The following is a 12,833-nucleotide window of genomic DNA, read 5'->3' as shown; positions in this document are numbered from 1 at the left end:
CACGAAGGTCGAGAAAGAGGACTCGGGATTGGCAGCGATGACATGAGGTGGAGGACTGGTCTGGACTGACGAGGTTCACCGCGACTTGGGATCGTCCTTCTCATCCCGTTTCGGTGAGCCCTGCTTCCAGAGGTCCGGTTTCGTTTCGGTGAGAATCTCCAGGATGGCCTTCCGATCGTCTTGAGAAAGATGCGCGAACTCCGCGCGTTGGTCATTGCCGGCGAGGACCTCGTGGAGATGATCGACGACATGGCGTTTCACCGCCGACGGCAATTGGTCGAACGAGGCGGAGTAGATCATGTAACTGCACGGGAACTTGAACATCCGCGTCTTCAGGTCCATGTCGCGAAGTGAGCGTCCTTGTTCATCTCGTTTGCCCCGAGCTTGGAACCATTCCGCGAACCCGGAGGTCCCTTTCACTGGTGAGGTCAGCGGGAACTCGTCGACGAAGAGTAGGGAACGCAGCACCTTTTCGCCGACCGACGCGATGCGTCGCTTGGTGGAATCGCTCTGATGTTCTTTCGGCCGGTCGAGGGCTTCATTCATGACCTGATCGTGGTGCTGGGCCATTCGGCATTCGTAGTTGGCCAACGTCAAGTAGTTCTGCATCTGGGTTTGATGCTCGAGCACCATCAACGCCACGATGTCGCTATGCGGGGTGAGGTATGGTTCGACATCGAGCTTGGCGGAGAGGTCCGCGAGGTTGGCGCCAGGGTCGAGGTCAATCTCCTCCGGCTTCTCGTCGTCGGTCGCGACGATATTCCCCATGTGACGCATCTGGCCATGGGTTCCCGTCACGTACCAGCCGCCCCACCGCTCCGAGAACGGACTGGTGTGATCGGTCGTGAAGGTGCCCGCGGCGTAGTGTGGCTGACCGCGGTCGTCGACGAACATCGAGCGGACGAGCCCGCCGGGCACGCCTTGGGTCTTGGACGACGCGTGGCAGACGATGCAGCGCCCGTCGTCGCGAACGAAGCGCGGCTTCGCCATCCGCTTCTGCGGGAACGTGTAGAAGATCTCGCCTTGTTCGGGATCGGTCGCCATGACCTCGATGACGTCGCCCCCCCGCACCCAACCGACGTAGGAGTCCTCGTTGAAGTAGAGGGCCCTCGGCCGACTGGGGGTGATGCGCCGGAGTTGAAAGCTGGTCTTCGAGTAGACGAGGACCTGGGAGGACGAATCGATGGCGAGTTCGTCGAGGATCGCGGGCAGGTACCCAAGTTTTTCATCGTACGCGAGTGTCGTCTCGCCGGAGTCGAGAGACTTCTGGATGCGGGTCACGGCGTCGTTGACCGGGGCCGTCCCATAGCGGATCGGTTCCCGCCCGAACTGAATCTGAGCATGGGCCGGCGTGGAGAGACAACCGCAAACGATTAGGCCGAGAAGTAGGCGAGTTCGGTCTCGAAGCATGGGTGGGTTCCAACCAAGGGGTGGGGATCAACCAAGGGGTGGGGATCAACAGGAGAGTGCCCGGCGCTTGTCCTCAATGAAGCGGACATGGTGTGGAAGGTGGCCGGTGATCTGTTCGAGAAGCTTGGCCAATGTGACCGGCCCGGCCTCGGCATGAATTCCTCGTCTGTCAAAGGCGTCGCGATCGATGGAGCCAAGGATGCTTGTCATGTGCTGACGCATGGCCGCAATCATTTGGAGTTCCTCGTCCATCTCTCGGCGATCGTAGGCCAGGCGGGCCGCGAAGAGATCGGGATCGCCACCGAAGAACGTCGGTTCGCTCTCGGCGATGACCCGCTTCATGCGATCGAGGTAGACCAGTTCGAAGTCCGCGATATGACAGACGACCTGGCGCGTCGACCACTGCCCCGGAATCGGAACGGCATCGAGAGCGCCGTCGCTCATGTCGGCGATCGCCTGCCTCACGTACTGAGGGCCCTCGGCATACTTCGCAATCAATTCGTTGTAGTCCATCATATCCGATCGCCTCACGACTCGTGGAGTTTTGGAGGAACCGTTTTCAACTCGCCCCGGGGGCGCCGCGGTCGCACGCTCAAGACAACGGACGGCTACAGCAACCCCTGGTTCGTTAGCTCTGTTTGGATTTCGGCTCGTCGCTCGGCGTGCCTCGATTGTTGGGACTCCGTCCGTGGTAGGCGTCCGCGACCCATCGCGAACCCGAGCAGGTCGACCGCGGCACGAAAGCCGTCCGGGAACTCGGCGTTCGCCAGCATCAGGTCGAACAGTTTCGTCACGGAGTCCTGGATCGGTCGGGCCTCGTCGAGATTGCCGGCCTTGCTCTGTCGGAAGAGGTTCGTCATCGTCCGCGGCGCGATGCCCGCCAGGGCGTTCACGCCACCATCGGCCCCGGCGAGCAACATCGCCATTAGGCACGGATCCCAGCCCGTGAGGAAGGAGAATTCGGGGCGGCCGGAGCGAACTGCCGCGATCATTCGCATCATGTGGGGCAGGTCACCGGAACTGTCTTTGATGCCGATCACCCGGTCTTGCTGGCTAAGCCGAGCGACCGTGGCGACATCGATGGGCGAGGCGAACATCGGGATGTTGTAGAGCATGACGTCGACCGGCGAGTGGGCCACGATCTCCGCGAAGTAGGCGTAGACGCTCTCCGCCGACAATCGGTAGTAGAACGGCGCCACGATCGCGACCGCGCGGACACCCAACTCGCCGTAATGCTCGCAGGCGCTCAACGTCTCCTTGACGTTCGCCTCGGCCGCGCCGGCGAGGATCGGCACGCGTCCATCGGCTTGGTCGGTGATGATCGCGACGATGCGCCGACGCTCCTCGACGGTGAATCGGGTGAACTCACCCATCGAGCCGTTGACGTACAGGCCGTTGACCCCTTGTTCGATCAACCAGTCGATGTAGCGCCGTGTCTCCGCCTCGTTGATCTCACCATTCGCGTCGTGGGCGATCATGTTGGGAACGAAGATTCCGCTGAGCTTGCTCGATGCCATGTGTTTTACCTGAATTTGTGAGGTCATTGGATGGAACAATGGAGGAATTCCCGCCGCTTTCGCATTCCTGATAGGAGCCTCGGGTAGAGTCTATCTCCGACGCCTTGTCGGCCAGTCGCGATCGGATTGGATTCGTCCCTGAACATTGAGAATGGGAAGTGTTCGGTCCAAGGCAAGTGCGAACGATGGGGGCAACCGATGAACGGGTACACCCTACCTTCGTGGGAGGGAGCGTTGGCACGGAACGTTGTCTGGGGGGCGAGGAGGTCGAAACAGGCGAATCCGTTGGATTCGTCGATGCAGACCGACAAAGTCCCGCGGCAACGTAGCCAGCCAAAGCCAGAGCCGACTTCTGAGACGGAGCCTAGTAGTCCTCGACGATGTTGCCGTCGTTTCGAATCGCGAGGTTTTGGTAGGTGTTGCGATCGATGGCTTCGCTGATGAACTGGACCGAGCCATCGGCGAACGCGAAGAAGGCGCCTCCTTCGTGAGCGCTGCTGAACGAGCGACCCTGTAGGTTGTAAGTCGCTTGTGTTCCGTTGACGGTGCCCCGAAAGCTTGGATCGTTCAATGTCGATCCGCTTGTGAAGACGGTGTCGGCGGTGTTTCCATCACCTCGATAGGCGTTGATCGGGACGTCAGTGACGGCGGCGATGACGCTCGGGGTCGCGTTCACGCAGGCGCGAGCCGTGGACGACCAGTAGATTCGGATATGATCGCTGCGGCCGTTGGGCCCAAGTTGGTACTTTGTTTCACCGAACGCGAAGGTCTTGCTCGTCCCGTCGGAGACGTCGCGCACCCTGGTGTTGGAGTTGGCGTAGAGGACGCCGTTGTTCCAAAACGCTCGGCCGATCCAACTGCCGTGCGCCCAGGAGGGCTGATCCGATCCTCCCCCCATCACGCCGAAATAGTTCGTGTGCAACTCGTCGGGAGCCGGGAATGAAGGGCAATGGTACGTCGCGACGCCTCTCTGGGAAGCGTTGTAGTTGGCGCCCGAGGTCGGTGCTTCGCTCGAGATGGCGGGAAACTGTCCGTTGAAATCGAACGATTGATAGAGCGGCTCTTGCCCGAGCAAGGGGAGAATGAGGACCGTCCAGGGAGCACGCCGCAACCCCGCGCTGCAACTCGGGCCAGTGCCGATGGCGGCGGTGTCGGTTCCTTCGCCGATCGGGAAGGCCGAGTGAGAGTCGTGGTAGTTCTGTATAGCCACACCGATCTGCTTTAGATTGTTTTGGCACTGACTGCGTCGTGCCGCCGCGCGAGCCTGCTGGACCGCGGGAAGCAGCAGGGAGATCAGGACGCCGATAATGGCGATGACCACCAGCAGTTCGACCAGTGTGAACCCTCGAGACGAGCGACTGTGTGAAGCGGGCATCAAGCACCTCCCCGTGGTTGCCATGCGATGCGGATGATGGGATTCGGTCGTCGCGCCAAGGCCCAGTTGGCGAAACGATCGTCTAGCAAACCGTTGAATGATTCGATGCGGGCACCGAATGCTCACAGCGACGGAGAGCTAGAGAGCCGTTCAAGATTCGTGAGTTGCCCGTAACCCTTGACGATCCAGCCGGGCAATACTCGACATCAATTCTGAGAAAAAACTCCAAACTGTTTCGGAAAGGCCCGGCCACGGCTCGCGATCAAGTTGGAGCGCGCTCAATTTCACGGCGCGACGATGAGGGCGGAGATGATTTTGGTCGTCCAAAAATGTCGAGACTCCGTTGGGGTGATCGTAGTAGGAGTGGGCGGCGACAGGAAAGGGGCACTCGTTGCTGAGCCAAGACGAAACCACGGCCATCTTGCTTGAGGAGCGTCTGTCGCTCACGGCGTTCATCGTCACGATCGTGCGGAGCTTCCACTTGGCGGAAGACATCTTTCAGGATGTCTGCGTGAAATCGTTGCTTCGCGATGAGGCGTTCGAATCGCGGCAGCACTTGTTGCGCTGGGCGAGGGTTCTCTGTAAGAACCGAGCGATCGACGTGATTCGTTCTCGGGACGGGAAGTACGACGGTCTCTCCGAGGAGATCCTCGGGATTCTCGCGGATGACTGGACCGTCAGCACCGACGATGGGGGCAGTGACGCTCGCGACGCTCTGGCGGAATGCCTCGCCAAGCTGACGTCCTACAGCCGAAGGGTCTTGCAGTTGCGGTACTTTGAAGGTCGATCTGGGATCGATGTGGCCAGGATCCTTGGGCGAAAACCGCCGACCATCTACCAGGCGTTGGCGCGCATTCATCGCTCCCTGGAGACGTGCATCCAGTCGCGGTTGGCCGTTCATGATGGGGGAGAACGATGAACGTTCCCGTCGATAGTGACCGTGATGATCAAATGGATGATGAGCAGTTCATCGAGTGGATCGTGCGCTACCAAGACGGAGCACTGGATCCCGAGGAACTCGAGCAGTTGGCGGACGCGATTCGCCACGATCCGGACAAGAGACGGCTCTTCCAGCGTGTGCAGATGCGGACGGCCGATCTTCACGACCTACTTCGAGTCGATGTTTTTCGGCGTTCCGGTGCGATGAACGAGGAACAGGAAGAACTGGCGATCCCCGCGGCCCGATGCCAGCCATCGCGCACGGACCGGAAACGGTCGGCGGTCTCCTCGCGGGCCGTCTGGGGCGGGGCGGTGGCTGTCGCCTTGCTCATTGTGGTGGTGTTGCTGGTCGCCCGTAATGGGGAGCGCTCCGAGGAGGAGATCGCGGCCGACGATCGGGCGACGGACGCCGGTTGGCGGGTGACGCTTGCCGAGGAAGTGCGGGCGAAGTTCTTCGGAAGTTCGGAGATGAGCGCGGGGGCGAGTGTCGAGCCCCGGCGCGACTACATGTTGCAGAGCGGGCTGGTGAAGCTAGCGTTTCCCTCGGGAGCCACGGCCATTGTCGAAGCGCCCGCCGTCTTTCAGGTGGCGTCGGCGAACCGACTGCTGCTGAGTTCCGGGTCGTGCTCGGTTCATGCTCCACCGGGAGCGGAAGGGTTCGAGGTGTTGACGCCGGTGGCCAAGGTGGTCGATCGGGGGACGCGGTTCTTTGTCAACGTCCAGAACAACAACGACACCGAGATCCACGTGGTCGAGGGAGCGACGGACCTTTACTCCACCCCCGATCCCTCCACGGAGCTTGGCGAAGGTGACTCCCAGGACGTTCACGTGGGAGAAGGCGAGGAGAAGCCCGTTCGACTTACGAATGGAGAAGCGGTTCGGATCGGAGGCTTTGTTAGCCATTTTGGAGAGAAGACCGAATTCAGTCCCGAGGCCTACCGATCGCGAATGCCCGACCGCTTGGTCGAGTACCAGGCGACATCGACCGCGAAGGGCGGAGCGGAGGATCTCGTCTCGCTCACGGTGCAGCGTGACGGTCGCTTCTATCGCTATGGGGCCGACGAGTTGATTCCGATTACGGTCGACTGGTTCCGTGGCGACTCGGTAACGGAAGTGAATGGGCACATGGCGAGTGATCGGCCCTCCCCGAGTCGTCCGAGCGATCTGATGGAGGACCTGCGCCTCTCGACGGGAATCATCAATTTTGGTGGTCGGCCGCAGCCATTGCGGAAGGTGTCGCCCGGCGACTTGAGTGCCGACGCCGACTCGGGAGGAGTCCCTGGTCTCGGAGTCCGATTCAGTCGACCGGTCGTCAATCATCCCGGTCCGGATGTCGTGCTCTTTGAAGTGCAATCGTTTTCCAACCCACAGGATGGAGACCCCTTTCACGTGTACGCAGTGACCGATCGGGAGGATCTGAAACCGCTCACCGTCACCCGGTTCGACCTGCCGGTCGATTCGCCAGGGGTGCGTGAAGTGAAACCACTCTGGTCGCACCGATTCCCGACACCGATCGAGTCGCTCACGGAGCTTGGGGCCACTGAAGCGCCGGTCAAGACCAACGTCAGTCATCAGCACTTTCGCGTCATCGGGGTGGGCATCGATCTGTCCGATTTGGGGTTTGCCCACCAAGAGTCCGTGGACGCGTTGTTTTTCCAACACGCAGCCGAAGGGGAGGCTTCGAAAGTTGATCCGGTGTTTATCGCCGGCCTGCCACCGCTAGGACCGACCGAATCTTCCAACTCGCGAGAGTAGTGTCTTCGTCGAAGGTGGCGACTGGGGCTGGCTCATGCTCGGTCCTCGCCGTCATCCCGACGTGAATCCTTGCCAGAGGACCGGACGTCGTGCCGCGTCTCTTGGCCGCAGGGACTGGTGCCACGCGCCCGCCGATGGCGGCGAGTTGATGCGCTGCGCCCACCGCTTTGTCCGTTGAATTGCTCGGAGGACCCCATGTTCCTGGAGTCGCTGATGCCACGTTCGTTCGACGCCCCGCCCATTCACGCGGCGTGGGGAAGACTGTTTCTCCTATTGCTGCTGGTTGGTGCCTGGCCGGCTCCGCTCGTTGCCGATGACAAGCCGGTCGCCTACTGGGGATTTGGGACGGAGGAGTCGTCGCCTCTCGAACCACATGGAAGTGTTCACCGGGACGTTCCAGGTCCTCGTCCGGATCTCTACCCCGACTTCGCGCCGGACAACACCGCGGTCCGCTTGGACGGAAGAGGCGCTCGCTTCGTCTTCGCCGACCCCGGCCCCGACAGCCCTTACGACTTCACCAACGGAGACGAGATCACGCTCGAGGCGTGGGTGAAGATCGACAAGATCAATGAAGGCGAGAACGTCTATGTGGTGGGGAAAGGGCGAACGGGGAATCGACGCTTCGCCGCCGACAACCAGAACTGGGCGCTTCGCATTCGGCGGTTGAGTGGAAAGGTCTGCATCAGCTTTCTCTTCTCCTCGGTCCTCAAGGTTCCCGCCGGTGGACCGAGCGACGCGAACTGGCATCGCTGGACTTCCGACCACGGTTTTGCCCCTGGAGACGAGTGGCATCACATCGCGATCGCCTATCGGTTCGGCGATCCGGACAGCATCGTCGGCGTGATCGACGGCAAGGCGGTCAAGGGGCGTTGGGACGCCGGGGGCCCCACGCGTCACGCTCCGACCGTTGACGACGACGAGATTTGGATCGGCTCCTCGTTGGGAGGATCGCCGTCGACGAGTCTGCGAGGCGACCTCGATGAGTTGTCGATTTACCGCAAGGCTCTGCCGGTCGCCACGCTACAGTCCCGTTATCGTGGGCCGAACGCGTCGTTGGCTTCCGTTCGCATCCGCGAGGACATGCCGGAACTCGGAGATCTCGACGCGGACGCCGTTCAGTTGACCTTTCATGAGGGCATGCCCTCTCACTCCCGTTGGTTGACCACGGACGAGAAGACTCCCGCCGAGTCGTTGCGATGGCGGACCGAATCGTTCCTCTTGGACCGGCTCCCGCAACAGTACGAGTCGTGGGGCATTCGCCAGAACTGGAACGGTCCGGTGTTGGTGCGCATGGCGGCCGATGTTTCCCTCTCCCCAGGGCAGCACCGAGTTCTCATTCGTGTTCGCGGGCTGAGTCGGCTCTGGGTGGACGGGAAACTCGTCGCCCGCAGCAAACCGACGGGATCCTCGCAGAATGGTTTCGAGAAGATGACGCCACCCGCGGCCCCTCCCAAGCCGGGATTGCGAATCGCGGAGCACCGGCAGCAAGAGGTCTTTGGCAGCTTCTACGTTCAAGGGGGGGCGAAGACCCGCGTGGTCCTCGAGACGTTGGTGGGTGGGAAGAAGCACCGCACCGATCCTGGGGAAACGTGTGTTGCAATTGAGACCGACGACGGTAAATCGTTCGTCCTGCTGCAACCTGGGGAGAAGCGAAGAATTCATCTGACCGATCGGGAGGTGAGGGCCGCGTTGGCTCGGCAACGTACGCGATTGCAAGTCCTCGACGATCAGCGACGCCGGGCCGCCGCGCGCAGCCAGGATTCCTTCTGGACGAAGAGGCACGCTCAGGCCGACGCGTGGGCGAAGGAGCATCCCGCTCCGAACGTTCCGAGCGACGAGGAGGGCCTTCACCCCATCGATGCGTTTCTGGAGGACAAGATTCGCTCCGCCTTGGCGGCATCCTCTCGCGTGCCCCTCCAGCAGTCGCGGCACTTTCACCAGAAGGTCATGCCGATTCTGCGAGATCACTGCTTCCGCTGTCACGGCAAGACGTCGAAGGGTGGACTGTTACTGACGTCGCTCGATGCCGCTCGAGAAGGAGGCGATACGGGCATGCCGGCCGTGGAGCCGGGAGACCCGGGCAATAGTGAGTTGATGAGACGGATTCGCTCGCATTCGCCCGACGAGCAGATGCCACCCGGTGACAAGCCGCTCACCGCCGATCAGGTCGCGATGCTTGAGGACTGGATCCAAGACGGGGCTCGCTGGCCCGATCCGCCCATTGCCCTCGAGGATACCGAGCAAACCCCGCTGGTCTCCGACGAATCCTTCCTGAGACGGGCATTTCTCGACACCGTTGGCGTCATTCCCAACGAAAATGAGGCAAAAACGTTCCTAAATGATCCAAATCCCGACAAAAGAGACCGCCTCGTCGACCGGCTCTTGGCCGATGACCGCTGGGCCGATCATTGGACCAGTTACTGGCAGGACGTGCTCGCGGAGAACCCCACGCTTCTGAACGCAAGCTTGAACACCACGGGGCCCTTCCGGTGGTTCATCTACGATTCGTTTCGCGACAATAAGCCGATCGATCGGTTCGTGACCGAACTCATTCTCCTGCGGGGCAGCCCCTACGAAGGAGGCAGCGCGGGTTTCGGGATCGCGGCCAATAACCCCGCCCCCTTCGCCGCGAAAGGCCAGATCGTCTCGCGGGCGTTTCTGGGCATCGAGCTGCAATGTGCCCGATGCCATGACTCGCCCTACCACAGCACGACTCAGCAAGACTTGTACTCGCTCGCGGCGATGTTCCGGCGCAAGCCCGTCACGGTCCCGGCCGGGAGTCGCGTGCCCGCGAGTTTCTTCGAGTCGCAGCAGCGCACGCCGTTGATCGAAGTCACGCTTGCGCCAGGGAAGCCGGTGCCGCCCGTGTGGCCCTTCGGCGCCGTCACGGGGAGTCACGATGATCCGTCGCTTCGGACTCTCATGCGCAAGCCCGACGATTCGCGGGAGAAGTTGGCGGCCCTGATTACCGATCCCCGCAACGAGCGATTCGCGCAAGTCGTCGTCAACCGCGTGTGGCGACGGCTGATCGGTACCGGCATCGTCGAGTCACCCGACGACTGGGAAGGCTCCAAGCCGAGTCATCCGGAGTTGCTCGAGTGGCTGGCCCAAGAGTTGGTCACGCACCAGTACGATCTCAAGCACGTGGCGCGACTCATTCTCACGTCCGATCTCTACCAACGCGAGGGGGTGCGCTATTCCCAGTCGGTCGACCCGGAGGTGCAGTTCTTCGTCGCCCCCAATCGACGTCGGATGTCGGCTGAACAACTCATCGATTCGTTGCATGCCGCAGTCGGAAAGCCGTTGGACGTCGAGGAGCTGACCTTCGCTCCAGAGGCCGGGACGAAGTCGGCCTATCGCCTCAATCTCGGCGTTCCGAGGAGAGCTTGGCAGTTCTCCAGTTTGGGGAATGAGCGCGATCGGCCAAGTTTGAGCCTGCCCCGTGCTCGGGCAATAGCCGACCTGATGGAAGCGTTCGGATGGCAGGGGGCTCGCCAGAACCCTCGCACCGACCGCGAGGTCGACCCGAATGTCCTACAGCCGGGGGTTGTTCAGAACAGCGATGCTTCCGTGTTGTTGACTCGAGCGTCTGAAGGGAGCGGGCTGGCGGAAGCCGCCGTCCGGGCGCGGACTCCGGAGGAGTTGGTCGATACGCTCTTTCTCACGCTGCTGAGTCGGTTTCCGCGGGCTGACGAACGCGAGATGTTAACGCCTCTGCTGGCGAGTGGGTTCGAGCAACGGTTGTTGGACGAAGCGGAACAGACGTCCGTCGAGCCCCTCGCTCCGCTGCCGGTCGTCACGTGGTCCAACCATGTCCAGCCGGAGGCGAATTCCATCGCGGTCGAGATGGAACAACGCGCGAAAGCGGGGCCTGCGCCCGATCCTCGGTTGCGGCCGGAGTGGCGACAGATCTACGAGGATCTGGTCTGGAGCATACTGAACACCAGTGACTTTGTCTGGATCCCCTAACAGTCCGTTGATTTCGGCGCAGCCGGCTGCGAAAGGATCCCGCCGCCCAGAGAGTTTGGTTTCGATTGATTTGGGAGATTGACATGGACCGACGCAAGTTTCTTCAGACCGCCGCCCTGACGACCGCGGCCTATCCCCTGGCACGATCGGCGAGCGCCGAGGAGCGCGTGAGGGGAAAAGCCGAACACGTCATTTCGATCTGGCTTGGCGGAGGGATGGGGGCCGGCGACACCTTCGATCCGAAGCGCGTCGGCGATCCCACGAAAAAGAGAGCTGGCTCCTACTATCCCAGCATCGAGACCAGTGTCTCAGGAGTCCGGCTCTGCGAACACTTTCCCAAGTTGGCCCCGCTGATGGATCGGGTGACCGCCGTGCGGACGGTCCACCATCACGTGATCGACGAGCACGCGGCCGCGACCAACTTCATGCACACGGGACGGCCGGTCAGTGGGACGGTCACCTACCCCTCGCTGGGGTCGATTATTTCCCACGAGAAGGGGCCGCTTTCCGACGATGCTCCGCCTTACGTGCTCATCGGGTACCCCAACGTGACCCGTGGCCCCGGTTTTCTCGGCGCCCGCTACGGCTACTTGTATCTCACGGACACGAACCAAGGACCGGTCGGCCTGTCGCGGCCGGACGCGATCGCGGGAGATCGGCAGTCGAGACGTCAGAGCATACTCGCGAACCTTCGGCAACTGCAGGAGTCTCGGAGCGACCAGTCGCTGCAGGACTACGAAGACGCGATCGACATGTCGCTACGCCTGAGCGGACCGGCGTTCAACCGGAGCTTCCATCTCGATGAAGAGCCGAGCGATTTGCGCAACCGCTATGGGGGTGAGTTTGGTCAGCGGTGCCTGCTGTCGCGACGACTGGTCCAGCAAGGCGTCCGCTTCATCGAGGTCTCTCACAACCTCAACTTCCTCAACGGGACGGGGTGGGACGTTCACAATGCGGGCATTCTGCAGCAGCATACGTTGATTCGAGAACTCGACTCGGCGGTCAGCACGCTGATCAGCGATCTGGAAGAGAAGAACCTGCTCGACAAGACACTCATCGTGATCACGACGGAGTTTGGGCGTCCGCCGGAGTTCGATTCTGGCGGAGGACGGGGCCATCAAGGAACCGCGTTCGCTTGCGTGCTCGCCGGAGGTGGTCTCCGTCACCAAGGAGCGTACGGCGTGACCGACGAACTCGGCAAGAAGATCGTGAGCGATCCGGTGAGTGTCCCTGACTTCTTCGCCACCATTCACGCGTCGTTGGGAATCGACTACGCGAAGTATCTCTACGATGGGGATCGCCCCGTGCCGGTGACCGACATGGGGCGTCCAATCAACGCGCTATTCCCCAAGGCGTCGTGATCGGTCCCGCGCCACCTTACGGGTGTGACTCCCCCTGAAGCCTCGTGTCTCGATTGGTTGGTTCATTGCCAAGAGACTTTTGGGGGCCATGCCCACGCTGATTCGTCGAGGTTTCTCAACGCCGAGATGGGTAAGAATCGCCGTTCGGAGTCGGCAGTGAATAAATCAACGGACTGCTAGTGACGATTCCAGGAGGAGGACCGAGCGATCATTTCTCAGTACGCGTACGCGGGAACGCCGACATCTGGTCCCAGCGGGCCGGGTGTCGTTTTGGCGGAAGTGCCACTGGTGACCTTTTGCGGGTTGCCCATCGCGACGGCCGACGCGGCCCAGGACGTCACGCCTCTGGGGCCGGGTGTCTACACCGCGGCGGATCCGATGACGTCGGTGATGAGGTTGGGACTCGTTGTCACCGGAGACGCCAGTAGCATGGGCAACGTGGCCGGGCCGAGCGGAGCGAGTTACTCCATGATGTGAGCCTGGCCCGTGGTCGCCACGACTTCGTGC

9 protein-coding genes are annotated in these 12,833 nt (G+C 61.7%); 5 read left to right on the top strand and 4 right to left on the bottom strand.

What is annotated here, in order from left to right; genetic code table 11:
• Positions 1-75 precede the first annotated feature (75 nt).
• The 4 genes from Pan216_RS00910 to Pan216_RS00895 all read right to left on the bottom strand — a co-directional run bounded on the left by Pan216_RS00910 (position 76) and on the right by Pan216_RS00895 (position 4,302).
• Positions 76-1,410, bottom strand: a complete 1,335-nt coding sequence (locus tag Pan216_RS00910) for a hypothetical protein (protein ID WP_145253504.1) — start codon at positions 1,408-1,410, stop codon at positions 76-78.
• 45 nt (positions 1,411-1,455) lie between these two features.
• On the bottom strand, positions 1,456-1,926 hold the full coding sequence (locus Pan216_RS00905; RefSeq protein WP_145253501.1) for a DinB family protein: 471 nt from the start codon (positions 1,924-1,926) through the stop codon (positions 1,456-1,458).
• Positions 1,927-2,018: 92 nt separating this feature from the next.
• A complete protein-coding gene (locus Pan216_RS00900) occupies positions 2,019-2,927 on the bottom strand; it encodes a dihydrodipicolinate synthase family protein (RefSeq protein ID WP_145253498.1) in 909 nt (302 codons plus the stop codon).
• Between the two features lie 364 nt (positions 2,928-3,291).
• Positions 3,292-4,302 (bottom strand): DUF1559 domain-containing protein, encoded by a 1,011-nt coding sequence (locus Pan216_RS00895; RefSeq protein ID WP_145253497.1) that lies wholly within the window; start codon positions 4,300-4,302, stop codon positions 3,292-3,294.
• Between the two features lie 391 nt (positions 4,303-4,693).
• On the opposite strand from Pan216_RS00895, the gene Pan216_RS00890 reads away from it, so the two are divergent.
• From Pan216_RS00890 to Pan216_RS00870, 5 genes are all read left to right on the top strand, one after another.
• Positions 4,694-5,221, top strand: a complete 528-nt coding sequence (locus Pan216_RS00890; protein WP_145253479.1) for a sigma-70 family RNA polymerase sigma factor — start codon at positions 4,694-4,696, stop codon at positions 5,219-5,221.
• Entirely contained in the window at positions 5,218-6,996 is a 1,779-nt protein-coding gene (locus Pan216_RS00885) for a FecR domain-containing protein (RefSeq protein WP_145253477.1), read from the top strand. Before Pan216_RS00890 ends, Pan216_RS00885 begins: the two co-directional genes overlap by 4 nt.
• 213 nt (positions 6,997-7,209) lie before the next feature.
• A complete protein-coding gene (locus tag Pan216_RS00880) occupies positions 7,210-10,965 on the top strand; it encodes a DUF1553 domain-containing protein (RefSeq protein WP_145253475.1) in 3,756 nt (1,251 codons plus the stop codon).
• An 83-nt stretch (positions 10,966-11,048) separates the two neighbouring features.
• Positions 11,049-12,326, top strand: a complete 1,278-nt coding sequence (locus tag Pan216_RS00875; RefSeq protein ID WP_145253473.1) for a DUF1501 domain-containing protein — start codon at positions 11,049-11,051, stop codon at positions 12,324-12,326.
• Positions 12,327-12,614: 288 nt separating this feature from the next.
• Positions 12,615-12,803: a hypothetical protein gene (locus tag Pan216_RS00870; protein ID WP_145253471.1), complete on the top strand. Its 189-nt coding sequence runs from the start codon at positions 12,615-12,617 to the stop codon at positions 12,801-12,803.
• Positions 12,804-12,833 lie beyond the last annotated feature (30 nt).

The sequence above is a fragment of the Kolteria novifilia genome, assembly GCA_007748055.1.
Taxonomy (GTDB): Bacteria; Planctomycetota; Planctomycetia; order Kolteriales; family Kolteriaceae; genus Kolteria; species Kolteria novifilia.
The sequence above is the reverse complement of the archived record's forward strand: the minus strand, read 5'-3'. Positions and strand labels throughout refer to the sequence as shown.